Consider the following 18,678-nt stretch of genomic DNA (forward strand, 5'->3'; position numbering starts at 1 on the left):
ACCCAACTCGACTAAAATAGAACAACTATGCATCCAATGCTCACCATTGCCATCAAGGCAGCAAGACGTGCCGGCGCAATCATCAACCGCGGCAGCCTTGATATTGATAAAATTCAAATCGCCCGTAAAGGCCATAATGATTATGTGACTGAAATTGATCACGCAGCAGAAGAGGCGATTATTGATGTGTTGCGCGATGCTTACCCTGACCACGCTTTCCTGGGGGAAGAGTCCGGATTCGTATCTGCACAAGATGGCGAAGCCAATGCCGCTCCCGAATATCAATGGATTATCGATCCGCTTGATGGCACCAAGAATTTCATTCATGGCTTTCCCAACTATGCAGTTTCCATTGCCCTGGCGCATCGTGGCGTTATTACTCAAGCTGTTGTGTATGACCCGGCCCGCAATGAAATGTTTACGTCTACCCGTGGTGGTGGCGCTTTCCTTAACGACCGTCGTGTCCGTGTTGCCAACCGTACCCGTTTTGCCGACGCCATGCTGGCTGGCCGCTTCCCTTCCGTGACCAGTTCCAACCGCAAAGGGGCCGAGCGTTTTTATCCCCTGGTAGATGAAAGCACGGGTTTTCGCCGTTTGGGTGCTACGGTGCTTGAATTGGCCTATGTGGCTTGCGGGCGTCTTGACGGTTTCTGCGGTGTCAACCTGAAACCTTGGGATATTGCCGCAGGCAGCTTGCTGGTTCTTGAGGCCGGTGGCCTGATTGGCGACTTTGAAGGCGAGCAAACCTGGATGAAAACGGGTAATTTGCTGGCGGGCAACCCTAAAGTATTTACTCAAATGATTGCAGCTTTGCAAGAATAACGGCAAGAACATCTGAATGGAACAGTTTATTTATTTACTGAAGGCAGCCTTTTTGGGTGTGGTAGAAGGCTTGACCGAGTTTTTGCCCATTTCAAGTACGGCGCATTTATTAATTATTGGTGACTGGATCAATTTTGATTCGGGTAATTTCAAGGTTTATGAGATTGTCATTCAGCTGGGTTCCATTCTGGCGGTCATGTGGATTTTCAGGTTTCGCCTGTGGCAGGTCATACGGGGTACGTTTACCGGCGACCGCACCGAGTTGTTGTTTACTCGTAACCTGATCCTGGCGTTTTTACCTGCCGCAGTGATTGGCCTTATTCTGATCAAGCAGATCAGCCAGTTGCTGGATGGTAAATTCATGATTTATGCCTTTACGCTGGTGCTGGGGGGCATTCTTATGTTGTGGGTTGAAAGACGCCCCGATATGGCCAAGCACGCCTCACCCACGGAGCAAGCCCAAAGTACAAAGGTACAACGCCTGGAAGACATTACCTGGAAACAGGCGCTTATTGTTGGATTTGCCCAGTGCCTGGCCATGATTCCCGGAACATCCCGTTCGGGGGCAACCATTATTGCCGGCATGATGTCAGGTATTCACCGTAAAACCGCGACCGAATTTTCTTTCTTCCTGGCCATGCCAACCATGTTGGGGGCTACGGTCTTAAGCATGTATAAATATGGTGGCGAGCTTAGCAACAGTAATATGCTGGCGGTGGTTATTGGTTTTATTACGGCTTTTATCAGTGCCCTGTTGCTGGTTCGTGCCTTGCTTAAGTTTATTAGCGTTTATTCTTATCGGCCGTTTGGCTGGTACCGGATTGTACTGGGTCTGATTGTCGGGATCTGGGTGTTGTCAGCATCAACATAAGGCACTCTGGTTCCCATTTCTTTCTGGCTCCCACACTCCTGCGTGGGAGCCAGCAGAGGGCGATTATTTACTTAGCTTGTACTGGCTATCCAGCTTGAATTCACGCAGGATTTCTTCGGTATGCTGCCCCAGTAAGGGTGGTGCCATACGGTACTGGATGGGCGTGGCCGAAAATTTGATGGGATTGGCTGTGGTTGGCGCAACACCGGCAATGGGGTGTGGAACCGTTTTCCAGATTTCCCTAGCCTTGACCTGGGGCATTTCAAATACCTGATTAATGGTATTGATGGGGCCACAAGGTACGCCTGCTGCATTAAGCCTGGCTAGCCAGTTGTCGCGGGTGTCGGTAAGCATGATCTGTTCCAGAATGGCGATTAGCGCATTGCGGTTTTTCAGACGACTGCTGTTAGTGATGTACGCAGGGTCTTGAGCCAGGTCTGGCCTGCCAATGGCATTGCTGTAAGCAACAAATTGCCTGTCGTTGCCCACGGCAACAATAAGGTGGCCGTCATTGGAAGCAAAAACCTGATAGGGCACCACATTCTGGTGAGCATTGCCGGCCCGTTTGGGGGCAACACCCGACGTCATGTAGTTCAGGTTCTGGTTAGCCAGCATGGCAATGTGGCTGTCTAGCAGGGCTACGTCTATATGCTGGCCAAGGCCGCTTTTGTTGCGTTCTTGCAAGGCGCCCAGGATGCCAATAGTGGCATACATGCCCGTCATGAGATCGGTAACGGCAACCCCGGCTTTTTGCGGGCCACCGCCGGGTAAATCGTCGCGCTCACCGGTAATGCTCATGAGCCCGCCCATGCCCTGGATGATGAAATCATAGCCAGGGTCTTTGGCCATGGGCCCGGTTTGGCCAAAGCCGGTAATAGAACAGTAGATGAGTTTGGGGTTGATTTCCTTGATACTGTCGTAGTCAAGGCCATATTTTTTAAGGCCACCTACCTTGAAGTTTTCAACCAGGATATCGCATGATTTGGCCAGTTCACGAACCAGCTTGCTGCCTTCTTCGCTGGCAATATCAATCGCGATAGAGCGCTTGTTACGGTTGGCACTTAAATAATAGGCGGCCTCAGAGGTGTCGTTACCCTGTGCATCTTTAAGATATGGAGGCCCCCAGGCCCGGGTGTCGTCGCCCGTTTCGGGGCGCTCAACCTTGATGATATCGGCACCCAGATCGGCCAGGTTTTGCGAGCACCAGGGACCTGCCAGCACACGCGACAGGTCAAGTACCTTGATGCCTTCTAATGGTAATCCACGTTTAGTCATTTATTTAATCTCGGCAAAGCCATTACTTAATACAACAATATTCCGTTCTTTGACTTTGGCCTGAAACTGGATTTCGTTTTCATTGCGTTTCCACATTTCACATACCAGTGTTTCGCCCGGATAAACAGGGGCAGAAAAACGGGTATCAAAACGAACCAGTCGTGCAGGATCATAGTCGCAGAAGGATTTCATAATAGCATGAGCGGCTACGCCATAGGTGCACAAACCATGCAAAATGGGTTGCGGATAGCCTGCTGCCTTGGCCACGACCGGATCAATGTGCAGCGGATTTGGATCGGCATTGAGACGATACAAAATAGCCGCCTGAGGCAGGATGGGCAATTCGCACACCTGGTCGGGCGCGGTTTCTGGTACTTTTGGCAGGGCTGGTGGTGGCTCATCGCTAACACCAAAACCGCCATCGGCACGGCAGAAGGTGGTTTGTTCGATGGTGGCCATCAAGGTGCCGGCTTCATCATAAAGCTTGCGTTCGGTAATGACCAAGGCACCTTTTTCAGCGCCTTTGTCAATCACGTGAGACACCCTGGCTTTGCCGGTTAGCTTGCCGCTGGCAGGCAGTGGCTGATGAATCGTGGTGCGCTGTTCGCCATGAACCAGCTTTACCCAGGTAATGCCAGCCGCCGGATCTTGCATCCAGAAGCCGGGATAACCCAGTACAACCGCCATGGTGGGGAAGGCCTTGATGTCTTTTTCGTAAACGAACTGAAGCTGGTTTTCATCAAGGGGGTCTTGCCCCAGGCCAATGCCCAGCGCATACAGGATACTGTCTTTAACGGTGTATTCCTGTACGACGTCGGGGAAGGTCCAGTTTTTAATAAGGTTATAGTCTAAAGGCATTGTTATCTCCTGATTGTTCAACGGGCATTAAATGGGGTCCCAGTTGATCACTTCAGGAGAACGTTCCAGTTTAAAGAAGCTGCCTTTCAGTGCGGGTGCGGCCACTTCGGCAATCAGTTCGGGCGTCCAGCCGGTAGACATGTGAACGGAACGGATGGGGCGTGGCTGGCTGAACAGCATGATTTCGTTGGCGCGCACACCAAAGATCTGGCCGGTTACTTCAGAAGCGGCGTCACTGCCCAGGTAAACGGCCATGGGGGCAATTTTGTTGGATTCCATTTTTTGCAGTTTTGCAACGCGTGCTTTTTCTTCGGGCGTTTCTGCCGGAATGGAGCTGGTCATGCGGCTCCAGGCAAAGGGAGCGATACAGTTTGAACGTACGTTATAGCGGGACATGTCCAGGGCGATTGATTTGGACAGGCCAACAATTCCCATTTTGGCGGCAGAGTAGTTGGACTGGCCAAAGTTGCCGATCAGGCCTGAAGTAGAGGTCATGTGCACGAAAGCACCAGATTCCTGTTCACGGAAGTAAGGGGCGGCGGCACGGCTGACAAAGAATGAACCGTTCAGGTGAACATCAAGCACCTGACGCCATTCTTCTTCGCTCATTTTGTGAAACAGGCGGTCACGCAAGTTACCGGCATTATTAACAATAATGTCAATCTTGCCAAAGCTGTCAATGGCAGTCTGGATGATGTTGTTGGCGCCTTCGTAGCTGGCCACGCTATCCAGACTGGGGACGGCCTGGCCACCTGCCTTGATGATTTCATCGGCAACCGTTTTGGCTGGGCCGTCGCCACCGCCTTCACCGGTCAGGGAAACACCAATGTCGTTTACCACGACTTTGGCACCAGCGTTGGCAAATGCCAGGGCAATATCACGGCCAATACCGCCACCGGCACCGGTTACAACAACTACTTTTCCGTCTACGATTCCACTCATTCTTGCTCTCCAAGGTTTTTTTAGGATATAAATAGGGGTTCAACCCTAACAACACGATGTCTTCAGGGTTTACACATGTGGTTGGAGTATAGTAGGCCATAACGTGAATTTTATTTATTCATATTTTTTAACTACCCCCTTTCAATTTATTTAAGATGCGCTACGATTTAACAGATTTAAAATTATTTATTAATATTGGCGAGACATCCAATCTGACTCGTGCAGCAGAAAGAACCTTTCTTTCTTTGCCAGCGGCGAGTGCGCGAATTAAAAATCTTGAAGAATCGCTGAAGGTGCGTTTGTTGATCCGTCAGGTTACCGGGGTAAAAATGACCCCCGCTGGCGAGATCCTGCTTAAATACGCCAAAGGTGTTTTTCAGCAGCTGGAATGCCTGCATTCCGATTTGCAACCTTTTTCAACCGGTATCAAGGGAAAGCTGCGGATTTTGGCCAACATGACCGCTACCCATTCTTTTCTTTCAGAAGCCTTGTCTTCTTTCCTGCTTGAAAACCCCGATGTGGATATTGAGCTGGAAGAAAAACTGACCAAAGACATTATTTCGGCTATTCGGGCCGGCTCTGCCGACTTGGGTATTGCGTCTGGTAGTGTGAATCTGGATGGCCTGGATATTGTTCCCCTGTTCAAGGATGAACTGGTGGTTATTACCGATCTTGAACATGAGTTGAAGGAGGTTGAAGAAATCCGGTTTGAGGATTTGATAGAAAAATATCAGTTTGTGGGGATTCATCCAGAAAGTGTGATCCAGTCATTCCTGGAGGAAAAGGCCTATAAACTGGGCAAGCGCCTTCGCCAGCGTGTGTATGTGGGCAGTTTTGAAACGGTCTGCCGTATGGTAGATGCCAAAATCGGCCTGGCTATTGTGCCTATTGAGTGTGCGCGTAATTACAGTAAACCAGAGCGTCTGCATATGGTGCGCATTAGCAATGAATGGGCCAATCGCGAACGCTTTATTTGTCGTCGTGGCGGACGGGATATTCCTGCTTTTGCAGAAAAATTCATTGAACATGTGATCAGGATTGCAGGCAATATAAACAGGCAATAAGCGTTAGTTGTGTTTGCCGGTAATAGGTGTTTTCAGCGAAGCTTTCAATGGTCACTATTCAGCATCATAATGTTGAATATAGATGCTCAAAAATTGAAATGGGTATTTTCCCTGAAGCGTCTTTGTTTCTGGTGAGGTTGTTCTTTCTCAAAAAACAATATAAATAATAAGGAATAAGCCTGATAATGGCCTGTTAAATAAAATACCAGGAGATCAAGTTATGTCAGGCTTATTCATTCAACGTCGGCAAACCATGAAGATGCTTGCTGCTGCCATTCTTTCATGTGTACCGTTTACAGCAAGCTGGGCAGATGCAGGAACGTGGCCGGAACAGGCGGTTAATTTTGTGGTGCCGTTTCCTCCTGGTGGACCGGTTGATACAGCGGCAAGAATTGCCACGGCACCATTGGCAGAACAATGGAAACGTCCTGTTGTGATTGACAATAAGGCAGGTGCTGGTGGTATTGTGGGTGCCCGTTATTCGGCCAAGGCCAAGCCCGATGGCTATAATTATTTTTTCACGGCCATTCACCATGCTATTTTGCCAAGCCTGAATGATAATCTTGGCTACGATGCGCAAAAAGATTTTGAGCCGGTGGGCGGCGTTGGCCGTTTTCCTATTATTCTTGTTGCGCATCCTTCACTGAATATTACATCGGTACAGGAATTAATTGAGCTGGCAAAAGAAAAGCCAAATACGATTGCCTATAGTTCCTCGGGCACCGGGGGCGGTACGCATTTGGCCGGAGAACTGTTTGCCAGTCTGGCGGATGTCAAGTTGCAGCATATCCCTTATAAGGGCAGTGCACCTGCTGTGCAGGATCTTGTAGGCGGACAGGTGCAGCTTATGTTTGCCGATGCCACTTCCGCGCTGCCGTTTATTAAGTCCGGCAAGGTGATTCCGCTGGGGGTGGGTAATACAGAGCGTTCTGTCCTTGCACCTGAAATTCCAACCATCGCAGAGTCGGGGGTGCCTGATTATGAGGCTTATTCCTGGAGTGGCCTGTTTGCCCCCAAAGGTACACCGGCTGATGTTATTAAAAAAATGAATGCCGACCTGAATGCCAGCTTGAATATCCCCGAAACGGTAGAGAAAATGAATGGCTCGGGCTCGGAGCCTATGCCCATGTCACCGGAAGCGTTTGGCCAGTTTTTGGATGTGGAAATTAAAAAATGGCGCGATACAATCCAGAAGGCAAATATTAAAGTGCAGGGTTAATGTTAAATTTGTGATGCGCAATAAAAAATCCGGCCTGGCCGGATTTTTTATTGCTTGTTGCTTTACTTATTAATTAAAGCTGGATGTCGGCCTTTTCAATAACTTCGCCCCACAGTTTGTGTTCACTATTAAGACGCGCTTTCAGATCGGCACCGTTGCTGAAGGTACGGGTGTAACCACCACGCTCCATCAATGCATCGAACTCGGGGTTCTTGTCAATGTTTCTTAGCGCCAGTTCCAGGCGCTGGGTGATATTGTCTGGCAAGCCTTTGGGGGCAGCCAGGCCATACCAGCCGGTAACGGCATAATCTTCAATGCCTGCTTCAATCATGGTGGGTACATCGGGCAGGGCACTGTTACGGGTTTTTGAGGTTACGGCCAATGCGCGTACTTTACCACCCTGAATGTAAGAAGCAGCAGTGTTACTGATATCAAACATGAAAGAGATTTTGCCGCTAATTACATCAATCATGGCGGGAGAGTTGCCCCGGTAGGGTACGTGTAGCATGTCTGTATCGGTTTTCTGCTTCAGCAGTTCGGCAGAAAGCTGATTGGATGAACCGATACCGGCTGAGCCGAATGCAACGGTATTCGGGTTATTGCGGGCATAATCAACCAGCTCTTGTACGGACTTGACTGGCAGGTCATTATTGACCACCAGAACGTTGGTGTAATCAACAATATTACCAATGTAAGTGAAGTCATTGTCAAAATCAATTTTCACCGATTTCTGAATGTGTGGGGCAATGGTGGGTACAGGGCTGGCCAGAAAAGCCAGGGTATAGCCATCCGGGTTTGAACGGCTAACGCTTTCTGCACCAATCATGCCGCCGGCACCGGTTTTGTTTTCAACAACAACAGACTGCTTGAGCTCATCTGACAGGAATTTGGCAAAGGAGCGGGCGGTCGTGTCAACCGGGCCACCGGCTGCGTAACTCACAACCAGTCTGATAGGGCGTTCAGGGTACTCAGCCGCGAAAGCGGATACTGAGGCTGAAAGGGCGGTTAGGGCTGAGGCTGCCACTAATAGTTTTTTGACTAACATTAGGTCTCCAATAAATACAATCTTAAAATAAAAGCCTTAAGAAGGTTTAAAATTTTTGATGTGCCAAAAGTTATTGAACTTTGGCTCCTGATTTTTCAACCGCTACTTTCCATTTCTGGATTTCGTTGCTGATATGCTGTTTAAATTCGTCCGGTGTGGAACCGGCGATTTCGTAGCCGTAGCTATTGAGCTGATTTTTTATTTCCGGATCATTGGCTGCATCAACAAAAGCCTTGTTCAGTTTCTGGACAATGGTGTCGGGAGTGTTGGCCGGAGCAATAATTCCGTACCAGCCGTCAACCGTAAAGTCGGGCACACCTGATTCGCTAACGGTAGGGACATCAGGCAGAACATTGGAGCGATTTTTTCCTGTGACGGCCAGGCCTTTGAGCTTGCCGCCTTTGACGTGCGGCATAGAAGTGGAAATACTGTCAAACATTAACGATACTTCACCGCTTAGCAAAGCGACGACTGCTGGGCCACTACCTTTGTAAGGGATGTGAATCATATCGGTATCGGTAGATGCCTTGAACAGTTCTGCGGCCAGATGGCTGGTATTGCCATTACCCGCAGAAGCAAAAGTGAGGGCGCCCGGATTTTTTTTGGCGTAGTCGATCAGTTCATTGATGTTGTTGGCAGGTGTCTTGTGCGGGGCAGTCACCAGCATGGGTAAGGTGGCCAGCAGGGATACCGGTGCAAAATCCTGTTCGGTGTTGTAAGGCAATGAGGCATACATGCTTGGGTTGATAGCATGTGCGGCCAGCACCATTAGCACGGTATAGCCATCGGGTTTTGATCGTGCCAATTGGGAGGTGGCAATACTGCCGCCAGCACCTGGCTTGTACTCAATCACAATGGGCTGGCCCAGTGCTTTTTGCATTTGTGCGGCAACCGGGCGCGCCAGCATGTCGGCACTGCCACCCGGTGGGTAAGGAATAAGCAAGGTGATTGGCTTGGTTGGGAAATTGTCGGCTTGCGCGTGGGCAACCGTCAATCCACCGCATAATAATACGGTCCCCACGCCTGCCAGCAACTTTGCAACGATCGTCTTTGAAGCTTTCATTTTATGTCTCCTCGTTATGCTTGTGTTAGAACCGTTTAGTTTGTGTAATAAGGTTGTTGGTTCTCATCCAGATAAATCTTTTTGGGTGGATTTTCCGCAACCAGTTTGCCTTCGGTTTTGGCCTGCAGTTCTTCAAGGCTTAAACCATCTACCATGGCATGGACATGAAATGCATTGTCTTTCACTTCAATAACTGCCAGGTCTGTATATACCCAATTGACAACCTTGATACCGGTTAGCGGGTAGGTGCATTGATTGAGCAGCTTGGGTTTGCCATCGCGGGTTGTGTGATCCAGCATGACAATCACATTTTTTGCACCAACCGCCAGGTCCATGGCACCACCAATGGCAGCGATGGCATCGGGTGCATCGGTAATCCAGTTGGCCAGGTCTCCATTAACGGCTACCTGAAAACCACCCAGAATGGAATAGTCAAGGTGGCCACCGCGCATCATGGCAAAAGAGTTGGTGTGCTCGGTAATAGAGGCGCCTTCCAGAAGAATGATGGGCGTGCGGCTGGCATTGATAATGTCATAATCAATTTCATGATCAATGGCGGTGCGGCCCATGCCTAAAATACCGTTTTCACTGTGAAGAATGATTTCCCTGTCTTCGGGCAGGTAATCAGCAACCAGGGTAGGCATGCCAATGCCCAGGTTAACGTAGGAACCGTCGGGCAGGGTTTGTGCAACCAGTTTGGCAATCTGGGCCCGGTTCAATGAAGTAATACTAGACATTGCCCGCTCCTGCCAGAACAATAGATTTAACAAAAATGCCCGGTGTCATGACGTGTTCGGGGTGCAGTTCACCCAGCCCTACGATTTTATCGACTTGGGCAATGGTGTTTTTGGCAGCCGTACTCATGACCGGGTTGAAGTTGCGGGCGGCCCAGCGATAGGTCAGGTTACCCCAGCGATCACCCAAATGGGCTTTAACCAGGGCGAAATCACCGTGTAGGGGTTGTTCAAGAATATAGCCAACCCCATCAACAACCCGTTCTTCTTTGCCTTCGGCAACGCGGGTGCCATAGCCGGTTGGCGTAAAGAAAGGCCCCAGCCCGGCCCCGGCTGCACGCAGGCGTTCGGCCAGCGTGCCCTGGGGCATGCATTCAAGTTCAACTTGGCCGGCCCGGAAGGCGTTGGCAAACACATCGGATAGTGGTGGACGTGGGTGTGAACAAATGATTTTGCGGACCTGGCCGTTTTTAATCAGGCCGGCAATGCCGTTTTCGCGGGTGCCTGCGTTATTGCTAATGATGGTCAGGTCTTTAGTGCCCATTTTCTGAAGGCTGGCAAGCAGTTCGAAAGGAATGCCCGCATCTCCAAACCCGCCAACGATGACGGATGCACCGTTGGGGATTTGTTCCAGCGCTTCAAGATGGGATGAAACGATTTTATTGATCATGCTGTGTGTTAGTCCATTTTCAGATTGGCCGCCTTGACGGTATCTGCCCATAAAGCTTGCTGGTCTTCAATGAAGGTTGCAAACTCAGCCGGGGTGTTGCCACCGGGCTGGCCACCCATGCCGGCAAAACGGGTTTTCACATCTTCGCTCTCCAATGCGGTCTTGGCTGCCTTGTGGAGTTTGGCCACCACGTCATCAGGTGTGCCGGCGGGAGCCAGCAAGCCGAACCAGGCAGTCACAACCATGTTGTCAATGCCGGCTTCTTTCATGGTGGGAACGTCAGGCAGCTCGGCGACACGGGCGTCACTGGTAACGGCCAGTGCCTTGAATTTACCCGACTGGATGGAAGGCAGTGAGCTGGGCAGGTTGTCTATCATGAAGGTATATTGATTGCCAAGCAGGGCACTGACGGCAGGGCCCGCGCCTTTATAAGGAATATGTTCGGCATCCAGGTTGGCACGTTGCAGGAACATTTCTGCCGACATATGCGGAGACTGTCCTTTGCCGGATGAACCGAAGTTTTGGCGGTCTTTGTTTTCTGAAACGTATTTGATCAGCTCACTCACTGTATTGACCGGTGTTGCTTCATTGACAACCAGTACATTGGGTACGGAAATAACCAATGTGATGGGCGTAAAATCGTCTTTCTTGTAAGGCAGCGAGTCGTACAGGCTGTAGTTGATGGCGTTGGGGCCGATATTACCCATGATTAAGGTGTAACCATCGGGCTTGGCGCGAACCAGTGCCTGGGTGCCGATAATACCGGCGGCACCAGCCTTGTTTTCTACAACAACGGTCTGGCCAAGTTCCTGGCCCATTTTTTCACCAATAATGCGGGAAACAATATCAGTGGTGCCACCGGGGGCGGCGGGAACAATAATGGTAATGTTCTGTTCCGGCCATTCTGCCAGTGCGGGTGTACTGAACAGGATACCCAGGGACAGGGCCAGGGCGGATTTAATACGTTTCATAATTAGTCTCAAGTAGGGGAAGCCGGGATCACCGGCTTAAAATTGGATGGGCGGAATCACCGGTTTACAGTGTTTCTGCCGTACCCAGAATGGCGGTTGACTGGCTTGACAGGGTGCCGCCATTACCATGAACGACAGCCAGTTTGGCGCCGTCCACCTGGCGTTCATCGCAGCTGCCGCGTAATTGCCGGACCGCTTCAATCAGGATGAAAATGCCGTACATGCCGGGGTGAACGCATGACAGGCCACCACCGTTGGTGTTAACCGGTAAAATACCGCCCGGGGCAATGTTGCCATTGCTCACAAAGGCACCGCCTTCGCCTTTCTTGCAGAAACCAAGGTCTTCAAGGAACAGAATAGTATTGATGGTGAAGGCGTCATACACTTCAACCACATCAATATCGGCTGGCTTGACACCGGCCATTTCAAAGGCGATTTTGCCTGATTGCTGGGCAGCGGTGATCGTCAGGTCATGCATGGAAGAAATTTGACGGTTCCAGATGGCCGTAGAGTTACCCAGTACATAAACCGGTTTCTGTTTCATGTTTTTGGCGCGATCGGCGCGTACCAGTACATAAGCCCCGGCACCATCGCTAACCAGGCAGCAGTCACGCACGGTTAGCGGGTCTGATACCATTTTTGAATTCAGTACGTCTTCAATGCTAAGCGGGTCGCGCATGCTGGCTTCAGGGTTCAGTTGTGCCCATTTGCGTGCGGCAACCGCCACTTCGGCCAGGTTTTCACGGGTGGTGCCATATTGGTGCATGTGGCGGTTGGCAGCCAGCGCATACGAGCTGAGCGGGCTTAATGGATTGTATGGGTTTTCATACGGTTGCGGGTCCATCATTTTGCGCATATTACCAATGGTGGCGCGGTTAACGGTAGATGTGCGCTGCGTGCTGCCGTAGCAGACCAGTACTGCATTGCATTGGCCTGATTCCAGTGCCTGGATGGCCGGCATTAAATGGGCCACAAAGCTGGAGCCGCCAATCATGGTGCTGTCAATAAAAGTGGGGCGAATGCCAAGGTGTTCAATGGCTGGCATGACCCACATGGTGGCGGCCACGCTGGCGGTTGCAATACCGTCAATATCCTGCATGGTTAAACCGGCGTCTGCAACGGCACGCTGGGCCGCCTGCACCATGATTTCCATTTCGCTAAAACCGCTTGCATCACCTAAACCGGCTTGTCCAACACCCACAATGGCAGCGGAGCCTCTTAGTTTTTTATCAATCATTTTTATTCTCCTGCCACTGTGAAAATTACAATATTGCCTTCTTCGGCTGTTTTGACGCTTGCCTGGACTTTCTGGCCAATCTTGACCTCGGCAGGGGCAATGCCTTCAACCCGGCTCATCATGCGGGGACCTTCTTCCAGGTCGATCAGGGCAACATTGTAATCACCACCTGCTTCAGGTTTTTTGCGTACGATCGTAGTGGCATAGACGGTACCCTTTCCGGAAGGGGCATACCATTCGATGTCACCGGAGCCACAGTGCGGGCAAATCATGCGTGGAAAGAAAATACTGGTGCTGCATGCCTTGCAGCGCTGAATCAGGAAATGTCCCTGTGCAAGTTGTTCGTGGAAGTACTTTTCAGCCCCCACGGTTAATGTTGCATTGTCTTGTGCCATAAATAATTCTCGCAAAATGATAATAACGAATCGTCATAGTATTTATTCAGACGGTTGTAAATGCAATCTTCATTTTATGAAGTACGTCTTCATTCTGAATGAATTATGGTTTCTACTAATAGGCAGGAAGGTAAAGTGCGAGGGCAGGCGTTCAGTTAAACCGCTGTTGAATAGGGGCTTCCAAAAAAGTAAATTGTGAAACCTTTCTTTTTGTAGTGTTATAGCATTAATTAAAAAATGGAGGACATATGGATCTGAATTTAACACAGGAAGATATTGCATTTCGTGAAGAGGTAAGGCAGTTTGTGGCAACCGCCTTGCCCCAGGATATTAAAGACAAGGTGTTTAAACACCAGCGCCTGGAAAACACGGATTATATTCGCTGGCATCACGCTCTTGATGATCATGGTTGGGGGGCACCCAGCTGGCCGGTCGAGTTCGGTGGCACCGGCTGGACCGCCTTGCAAAAACTGATATTTGAAATCGAGTCTTTTAAAGGGGGCGCTCCCCGCCTGCTGCCATTTGGCTTAAGCATGATTGGCCCGGTGTTAATGAAATATGCCAGCCCTGAAATGCAGCAACGCTTTTTGCCGCGTATGCTGCGGATTGAAGACTGGTGGTGCCAGGGATATTCAGAACCCGGTGCGGGCTCTGACCTGGCTTCACTGAAAACCCGTGCCGAAAAAACACCTGAAGGTTATGTCGTTAACGGGCAGAAAACCTGGACAACCCTTGGGCAATATGCCGACTGGATGTTCTGTCTGGTTCGTACCGATCCGGATGCCAAGCCACAACGTGGTATTTCCATGCTGTTAATTGATATGCGCCAGCCTGGTGTTACCGTACGCCCCATCAAGACCCTGGATGGTGGGCATGATGTGAACGAAGTCTGGCTGGAAGATGTCAAGGTTCCTTATGAAAACCTGGTGGGTAATGAGAACGAAGGCTGGACTTATGCCAAGTATTTGCTGGGCCATGAGCGTACCGGGATTGCGGGTATCGGGCTGTGCTATCGCGAGCTGCAAATTCTTAAAGACCTGGCTGCTGAAGTGCAGTGGAATGGTAAACCGGCCAATCAGGATAGCCGCCTGAAAGACAAAATTTCCCTGATAGAAGCAGATATTATTGCCCTGGAAATGATGTTGCTGCGTATTGCATCAGACAGCACGCAAGGCCCTGGACCACAGGCCTCCGTATTAAAAATCCGGGGCTCTGAAGTCCAGCAGGATCTGGCCAAACTCCAGCTTGAAGTAATGGGTCTGAACGGCTGGCCTTACAGCCCTTCCTGGCTGGAAGCGGGCAGTGACGTGTTTGGCCCTGGGCACGAGTTTGCGGCAGCGGCATCCGCCAATTATTTTGATATGCGTAAAACCACGATTTATGGTGGCACGACAGAGGTTCAGAAATCCATTATTGCCAAGCAGATTCTGGATGTGTAATTGTTAACGGTCATTGAACCCAAAATTAAAGAAAACTGGAGGAATAATGGATTTCGCATATAGTCAAGAACAGCAAATGCTGACAGAAAGTTTAAGTCGTGTCGTCAAAGAAGACTGGAGTTTTGAAAAACGCCGCAAGCGGCAGGAACAGGCAGAACTGGACAGTGCCGCCTGGAATACACTGGCCGAGCTGGGCGTGCTGGGTTTGAGCGTGCCAGCAGAATATGACGGTTTTGGTGAGTCGGCCGCCTCGTTGCTGGCCATTCACCAGGAGCTGGGCCGTGGCCTGGTGTCAGAGCCGGTGGTACCCAGCGCCGTTATGGGTGCACGGATTCTGGCCGGGAGCGATAACGAAGCGCTTAAGCAGGATTACCTAGGCAAGATTGCCAGCGGCGAAACCATCTTTTCACTGGCCTATGAAGAAGGCCAGCGTAACGATAATCCGGCCGATATCAGCACACAGGTGCAGAATCAGGACGGCAAGCTGGTTTTGTCGGGGCAGAAACAGGCCGTATGGCATGCGGGGGCGGCCAATGTCTTTATTGTTAGTGCCTTGTTAAACGGTGAGCTGGCCCTGTTGCTGGTGCCATCTGATATTGACGGTATTGTGGTGCAAGATTTCCCCACCATGGATGGTACCCGTTGCGGCAATATCGCTTTTAACCAGGTCAATCTTGATGCCTCAGCCTTGCTGGCAAGCGGCCAGCAAGCGCTGGATTTGTTAAACCAGGGGCTTGATGATGGTATCGTGGCCCTGTGTGCCCATGCCGCCGGTGCGATGGATGCGTTGCTGGGTATTACGGTTGAATACCTGAAAACCCGTCAACAGTTTGGCAAGCCGCTGGCTCAGTTCCAGGTGCTTCAGCATCGTCTGGCCGATATGTATGTCCAGAAGGAAGTGGCTTTGTCCATGGCCTATGTGGCGGTCGCGGCTGTAGGAGAGGCCGATCAGGCCAAAAAACGTCGCATGCTGTCATCCGCCAAAGTAAAGGTGGCCATGGCGGGCCGTTTAATTGCAGAGAGTGCCGTCCAGTTGCACGGTGGTATGGGTATGACCCATGAGCTGGAAGTGGGCGATTACTTTAAACGCTTAACGTTTATTGATTATTTGTTGGGCGATACGACGTATCACCTGAAGCAGCTGGAGGCTCTTGAATGAATACCAGAAAATATGAAACGATTCTGTTCAGCTACAGGGAAGGTATCGCTTATATTACTCTGAACCGCCCCGAACGCCTGAATAGTTTTACCAGCCAGATGCACGAAGAGCTCAGGGATGTTATTTCCCTGCTTGAATCCCGGGTGGATTTGCGCGGGGTTATCCTGACCGGTGCCGGACGGGGGTTTTGTGCCGGTCAAGACTTGAGTGAGCGTAAACCCCTGCAACCGGGTGAAGTGCGTGATTTGGGTGAAAGCCTTGAAAAAAATTACAAGCCGCTGGTCATGCGCTTGCGTGCCTTGCCAGTACCGGTGGTGTGCTTTGTCAATGGGGTAGCGGCCGGAGCCGGGTTTAGTCTGGTGTTGGCCTGTGACATTATTTACGCAGTCCAGTCGGCCAAATTCATTCAGGCGTTTGCCAAAATCGGCTTAATTCCCGATGCCGGATCAACCCACTTCTTGCCACGTTTAATAGGCACTCAACGCGCCATGGCCGCTTCTATGCTGGCCCAGCCGATTTCTGCCGAACAGGCCCAGGCGTGGGGAATGATCTGGAAATGCATTCCGGATGAATCCTTGCAGGACGAAATTGCGCAAATACATCAAACCCTGCTAAATGGGGCTACCAAGGCCCTGGCGGCCACCAAACAGGCCATTTATGCCAGCAGTGAGAATACATTGGAGCAGCAGCTTGACCTGGAAACCGAGTTGCAGCGGGAAATGGGGGCAACCAAAGACTATCGAGAGGGCTCTGTTGCCTTTATTGAAAAACGTTCTCCCGTATTCCAGGGTGCTTAGTCTTTATTAATTTGCCAAGCTTCAGGCATTGGCAGGCAGTTCAAAGCGGTGTAAACAAACACCGCTTTTTTTTATTTCTATATAGCCACCGCGAACCGGTGCCTGATCATATTCCCAGTCGGGCAAGACCCAGCGTTCATAGGTGGTGCCATTAAGAATGCTTGTATGATGCCCCGGCTTGTGGGTATGGCCGTGGATCAGGGTACGGACCTGGGGGTCTTCAAGAAAGGCCTGTTCTATGGCGGCAACAGAGACGTCCATCATGGTGTTGTTTTTATATTGATGCGAATTTCTGCTTTTGTTGCGGATGTGGTTGGCAATACGATGGCGCAACCTGCGGGGCAGGGCAAGGAATGTAGCCTGAATAAAGCGGTTGTGCACGATTTTTCTGAAACGTTGATAAGCCGGGTCATCGGTGCAGTATTCGTCTCCGTGGCTAAGGCGTATGGGGCCTGCCACCGACTTTATCATAACGGTGTCTGCCAGAAGTGTGGCATTGACCTGCCTGGCCAGTGTGTCCCGGATAAGAAAATCACGGTTCCCATGCATTAAATACAAGGGGATTTGGGCGGCTGTTTGTTTTAGCTGGTTTAGGGCTTCCTGTAACCAGGGTTCGGATGAGGTCAGGGCGATGTCGTCACCAGCCCAGAAATCAAAAATATCCCCAGCCAATACCAGCGCATTGGCATGCGCGCGGGCACTGGCCAGAAAGGCATAAAATGCCTGTCTGGTTTTGGGGATATGCTCGCCCAGATGAATATCCGAGGCGAGCCAGAACGTTCCGTCTAGCGAAAGTTTATTCAACAATGCTTGCTTTCTGGATAATCACGTCATCGGCAGGGACATCCTGGTGGAAGCCACGATTGCCGGTTTTTACGTTTTCAATCTGGTCAACAATGTCGGTGCCTTCAACTACTTTACCAAAAACGGCATAACCCCAGCCTTGCGCGGTAGGTGCGGTATGGTTCAGGAAGTCGTTGTTATTCGAGTTAATGAAAAACTGGGCCGAGGCAGAGTGTGGATCGTTGGTGCGCGCCATGGCAACGGTATATTTATCGTTTTTCAGGCCATTATTGGCTTCGTTTGTAATGGGGGCACGGGTGTTCTTTTCTTTCATGCCGGGCTGCATGCCGCCGCCCTGGACCATGAAATTTTTAATAACACGATGGAAAATAACGTTGTCATAAAAGCCTTCTTTGACATAGTCCAGAAAGTTTTCTGCGGTGACAGGGGCTTTTTCTGTATTCAGTTCAATCACGATATCGCCGTGGTTGGTTTCCAGTTTGACACGGGGTAGTGTGCTCATTGTTGATTCCTTTGTTGTTGGAGAAGTTTCAGTAGCCAGTGAAGCAGGCACGATGGCAAGCCCACTTAGCAATACTAATGAACGGGCAAGCAGGCTTGCCCTGGAAAATAAATGCATGGCTAGTTTCCGTTGATGATTCGTTTTGTTGCGGCGGCCTGTGTGGCGGCACCGGTAACGCCGTTTAGCACAGCCTGATCAAAAGAATGGTTGGCCATAATGAGTTGAACCAGCCCCAGGTTGCGATGAGCAATACCATATTGGGGATTAATGCTAATGGCCATTCTTAGGGATTCATTAGCCAGGTCCAGCAAGCCATCCTTCAGTTGCAGGGTGGCCATGTTGTTCCAGGGTTCGGCAAGTTCAGGATATTTGCTGGTCATGTCCTGGTAAACGTCAATGGCTTCGGCGGTTCTTCCCAGCCCGGTCAAGGCGCGTGCCCGCAGGAAACGCAGCTGCACATCGGTACCGGGTTGTTCCATATAAGAAACCGTTGGCTGTTTTTTTTCAATTTCGTTCAGGGCCTGCTGGAATTTGCCACTGGCAATTAGCTGGTTGATGCGAATGCTGGCCTGCACTGGGGTTTCGGGAAGCGAGGTGTCGACCGAGGGCTCGAGCTTTTTCAGAATATCGGCCAGGGCCTGCCAGCCACCGTCGGGTTTGGCGGCAGAGGGTTCTTGTGCGCTTGCACTATGCATGAATAATGATAGTGTAGCGATGGCGGCCCATTTGAAAAAATTTAATCGTTGTCTCACTGATTATCCAAAAAATAATTGATCCATAAATTAAACCAGGTGCAGATATGCAGATGGAA

General features: G+C 50.5%; 20 protein-coding genes. 7 read left to right on the top strand and 13 right to left on the bottom strand.

The features are described 5' to 3' along the window. Nucleotides 1–27 precede the first annotated feature (27 nt). Nucleotides 28–822 carry an inositol monophosphatase family protein gene (locus JHL22_RS00355; protein ID WP_200232662.1) on the top strand — a complete coding sequence of 265 codons (795 nt, stop codon included), beginning with the start codon at nt 28–30 and terminating at the stop codon, nt 820–822. A 16-nt stretch (nt 823–838) separates the two neighbouring features. Continuing rightward, the gene (locus tag JHL22_RS00360; protein WP_200232663.1) at nt 839–1,693 is read left to right on the top strand and encodes an undecaprenyl-diphosphate phosphatase; all 855 of its coding nucleotides are present in this window, start codon (nt 839–841) and stop codon (nt 1,691–1,693) included. Nucleotides 1,694–1,756: 63 nt separating this feature from the next. Here the strand turns inward: JHL22_RS00360 and JHL22_RS00365 are convergent, their stop codons facing one another. Genes JHL22_RS00365 through JHL22_RS00375 form a run of 3 tightly spaced genes read right to left on the bottom strand, consistent with a single transcriptional unit; the run spans nt 1,757 to nt 4,768 of the window. Further along, nucleotides 1,757–2,968, bottom strand: a complete 1,212-nt coding sequence (locus JHL22_RS00365; RefSeq protein WP_200232664.1) for a CaiB/BaiF CoA transferase family protein — start codon at nt 2,966–2,968, stop codon at nt 1,757–1,759. Then, a complete protein-coding gene (locus tag JHL22_RS00370; RefSeq protein ID WP_200232666.1) occupies nt 2,969–3,826 on the bottom strand; it encodes a MaoC/PaaZ C-terminal domain-containing protein in 858 nt (285 codons plus the stop codon). Between the two features lie 27 nt (nt 3,827–3,853). After that, nucleotides 3,854–4,768, bottom strand: coding sequence for an SDR family NAD(P)-dependent oxidoreductase (locus JHL22_RS00375; RefSeq protein WP_200232667.1), 915 nt, complete (start codon nt 4,766–4,768; stop codon nt 3,854–3,856). Nucleotides 4,769–4,923: 155 nt separating this feature from the next. Here JHL22_RS00375 and JHL22_RS00380 point away from each other — a divergent pair, with 155 nt between their 5' ends. Together JHL22_RS00380 and JHL22_RS00385 are read left to right on the top strand one after the other, a co-directional pair. Next, nucleotides 4,924–5,832: a LysR family transcriptional regulator gene (locus tag JHL22_RS00380; protein WP_200232668.1), complete on the top strand. Its 909-nt coding sequence runs from the start codon at nt 4,924–4,926 to the stop codon at nt 5,830–5,832. Nucleotides 5,833–6,052: 220 nt separating this feature from the next. Then, on the top strand, nt 6,053–7,051 hold the full coding sequence (locus JHL22_RS00385; RefSeq protein WP_200232669.1) for a Bug family tripartite tricarboxylate transporter substrate binding protein: 999 nt from the start codon (nt 6,053–6,055) through the stop codon (nt 7,049–7,051). A gap of 73 nt (nt 7,052–7,124) precedes the next feature. Here the strand turns inward: JHL22_RS00385 and JHL22_RS00390 are convergent, their stop codons facing one another. From JHL22_RS00390 to JHL22_RS00420, 7 genes are all read right to left on the bottom strand, one after another. Next, nucleotides 7,125–8,096 (bottom strand): Bug family tripartite tricarboxylate transporter substrate binding protein, encoded by a 972-nt coding sequence (locus tag JHL22_RS00390; RefSeq protein ID WP_200232670.1) that lies wholly within the window; start codon nt 8,094–8,096, stop codon nt 7,125–7,127. Between the two features lie 70 nt (nt 8,097–8,166). Further along, nucleotides 8,167–9,159 (bottom strand): Bug family tripartite tricarboxylate transporter substrate binding protein, encoded by a 993-nt coding sequence (locus JHL22_RS00395; protein ID WP_200232671.1) that lies wholly within the window; start codon nt 9,157–9,159, stop codon nt 8,167–8,169. A gap of 35 nt (nt 9,160–9,194) precedes the next feature. Beyond that, complete coding sequence (locus JHL22_RS00400; protein WP_200232672.1) at nt 9,195–9,896, bottom strand: 3-oxoacid CoA-transferase subunit B; 702 nt, start codon at nt 9,894–9,896, stop codon at nt 9,195–9,197. Next, nucleotides 9,889–10,563, bottom strand: a complete 675-nt coding sequence (locus JHL22_RS00405; RefSeq protein ID WP_200232674.1) for a 3-oxoacid CoA-transferase subunit A — start codon at nt 10,561–10,563, stop codon at nt 9,889–9,891. The genes JHL22_RS00400 and JHL22_RS00405 overlap by 8 nt, the downstream gene beginning before the upstream one ends. Before the next feature lie 8 nt (nt 10,564–10,571). Further along, nucleotides 10,572–11,534 (bottom strand): Bug family tripartite tricarboxylate transporter substrate binding protein, encoded by a 963-nt coding sequence (locus tag JHL22_RS00410; RefSeq protein ID WP_200232676.1) that lies wholly within the window; start codon nt 11,532–11,534, stop codon nt 10,572–10,574. A gap of 64 nt (nt 11,535–11,598) precedes the next feature. Then, nucleotides 11,599–12,771: a thiolase family protein gene (locus JHL22_RS00415; RefSeq protein WP_200232677.1), complete on the bottom strand. Its 1,173-nt coding sequence runs from the start codon at nt 12,769–12,771 to the stop codon at nt 11,599–11,601. A gap of 2 nt (nt 12,772–12,773) precedes the next feature. Further along, nucleotides 12,774–13,166, bottom strand: coding sequence for a Zn-ribbon domain-containing OB-fold protein (locus JHL22_RS00420; protein ID WP_200232678.1), 393 nt, complete (start codon nt 13,164–13,166; stop codon nt 12,774–12,776). Nucleotides 13,167–13,414: 248 nt separating this feature from the next. Between JHL22_RS00420 and JHL22_RS00425 the strand changes: the two genes are divergently transcribed. Genes JHL22_RS00425 through paaG form a run of 3 tightly spaced genes read left to right on the top strand, consistent with a single transcriptional unit; the run spans nt 13,415 to nt 16,561 of the window. Then, nucleotides 13,415–14,605, top strand: coding sequence for an acyl-CoA dehydrogenase family protein (locus JHL22_RS00425; RefSeq protein ID WP_200232679.1), 1,191 nt, complete (start codon nt 13,415–13,417; stop codon nt 14,603–14,605). Nucleotides 14,606–14,651: 46 nt separating this feature from the next. After that, on the top strand, nt 14,652–15,764 hold the full coding sequence (locus tag JHL22_RS00430; protein WP_200232680.1) for an acyl-CoA dehydrogenase family protein: 1,113 nt from the start codon (nt 14,652–14,654) through the stop codon (nt 15,762–15,764). Beyond that, nucleotides 15,761–16,561 carry a 2-(1,2-epoxy-1,2-dihydrophenyl)acetyl-CoA isomerase PaaG gene (paaG, locus tag JHL22_RS00435; protein WP_200232681.1) on the top strand — a complete coding sequence of 267 codons (801 nt, stop codon included), beginning with the start codon at nt 15,761–15,763 and terminating at the stop codon, nt 16,559–16,561. The genes JHL22_RS00430 and paaG overlap by 4 nt, the downstream gene beginning before the upstream one ends. A gap of 21 nt (nt 16,562–16,582) precedes the next feature. On the opposite strand, the gene JHL22_RS00440 is transcribed toward paaG, so the two are convergent. The 3 genes from JHL22_RS00440 to JHL22_RS00450 form a co-directional block, all read right to left on the bottom strand. Further along, nucleotides 16,583–17,365 (bottom strand): UDP-2,3-diacylglucosamine diphosphatase, encoded by a 783-nt coding sequence (locus JHL22_RS00440; RefSeq protein WP_200232682.1) that lies wholly within the window; start codon nt 17,363–17,365, stop codon nt 16,583–16,585. Continuing rightward, a complete protein-coding gene (locus JHL22_RS00445) occupies nt 17,358–17,867 on the bottom strand; it encodes a peptidylprolyl isomerase (RefSeq protein ID WP_234041035.1) in 510 nt (169 codons plus the stop codon). The genes JHL22_RS00440 and JHL22_RS00445 overlap by 8 nt, the downstream gene beginning before the upstream one ends. Before the next feature lie 119 nt (nt 17,868–17,986). After that, nucleotides 17,987–18,562 (bottom strand): tetratricopeptide repeat protein, encoded by a 576-nt coding sequence (locus JHL22_RS00450; protein ID WP_200232684.1) that lies wholly within the window; start codon nt 18,560–18,562, stop codon nt 17,987–17,989. Nucleotides 18,563–18,678: the final 116 nt, after the last annotated feature.

Origin of the sequence: Advenella mandrilli, from assembly GCF_016595155.1 — a bacterium.
GTDB lineage: Bacteria > Pseudomonadota > Gammaproteobacteria > Burkholderiales > Burkholderiaceae_B > Advenella > Advenella mandrilli.

Excerpts from the sequence above, each read along its gene's own strand:
- JHL22_RS00355 (WP_200232662.1), top strand. The coding sequence starts at position 28 with ATGCATCCAATGCTCACCATTGCCATCAAGGCAGCAAGACGTGCCGGC.
- JHL22_RS00360 (WP_200232663.1), top strand. The coding sequence starts at position 839 with ATGGAACAGTTTATTTATTTACTGAAGGCAGCCTTTTTGGGTGTGGTA.
- JHL22_RS00365 (WP_200232664.1), bottom strand. The coding sequence starts at position 2,968 with ATGACTAAACGTGGATTACCATTAGAAGGCATCAAGGTACTTGACCTG.
- JHL22_RS00370 (WP_200232666.1), bottom strand. The coding sequence starts at position 3,826 with ATGCCTTTAGACTATAACCTTATTAAAAACTGGACCTTCCCCGACGTC.
- JHL22_RS00375 (WP_200232667.1), bottom strand. The coding sequence starts at position 4,768 with ATGAGTGGAATCGTAGACGGAAAAGTAGTTGTTGTAACCGGTGCCGGT.
- JHL22_RS00380 (WP_200232668.1), top strand. The coding sequence starts at position 4,924 with ATGCGCTACGATTTAACAGATTTAAAATTATTTATTAATATTGGCGAG.
- JHL22_RS00385 (WP_200232669.1), top strand. The coding sequence starts at position 6,053 with ATGTCAGGCTTATTCATTCAACGTCGGCAAACCATGAAGATGCTTGCT.
- JHL22_RS00390 (WP_200232670.1), bottom strand. The coding sequence starts at position 8,096 with ATGTTAGTCAAAAAACTATTAGTGGCAGCCTCAGCCCTAACCGCCCTT.
- JHL22_RS00395 (WP_200232671.1), bottom strand. The coding sequence starts at position 9,159 with ATGAAAGCTTCAAAGACGATCGTTGCAAAGTTGCTGGCAGGCGTGGGG.
- JHL22_RS00400 (WP_200232672.1), bottom strand. The coding sequence starts at position 9,896 with ATGTCTAGTATTACTTCATTGAACCGGGCCCAGATTGCCAAACTGGTT.
- JHL22_RS00405 (WP_200232674.1), bottom strand. The coding sequence starts at position 10,563 with ATGATCAATAAAATCGTTTCATCCCATCTTGAAGCGCTGGAACAAATC.
- JHL22_RS00410 (WP_200232676.1), bottom strand. The coding sequence starts at position 11,534 with ATGAAACGTATTAAATCCGCCCTGGCCCTGTCCCTGGGTATCCTGTTC.
- JHL22_RS00415 (WP_200232677.1), bottom strand. The coding sequence starts at position 12,771 with ATGATTGATAAAAAACTAAGAGGCTCCGCTGCCATTGTGGGTGTTGGA.
- JHL22_RS00420 (WP_200232678.1), bottom strand. The coding sequence starts at position 13,166 with ATGGCACAAGACAATGCAACATTAACCGTGGGGGCTGAAAAGTACTTC.
- JHL22_RS00425 (WP_200232679.1), top strand. The coding sequence starts at position 13,415 with ATGGATCTGAATTTAACACAGGAAGATATTGCATTTCGTGAAGAGGTA.
- JHL22_RS00430 (WP_200232680.1), top strand. The coding sequence starts at position 14,652 with ATGGATTTCGCATATAGTCAAGAACAGCAAATGCTGACAGAAAGTTTA.
- paaG (WP_200232681.1), top strand. The coding sequence starts at position 15,761 with ATGAATACCAGAAAATATGAAACGATTCTGTTCAGCTACAGGGAAGGT.
- JHL22_RS00445 (WP_234041035.1), bottom strand. The coding sequence starts at position 17,867 with ATGAGCACACTACCCCGTGTCAAACTGGAAACCAACCACGGCGATATC.
- JHL22_RS00450 (WP_200232684.1), bottom strand. The coding sequence starts at position 18,562 with ATGCATAGTGCAAGCGCACAAGAACCCTCTGCCGCCAAACCCGACGGT.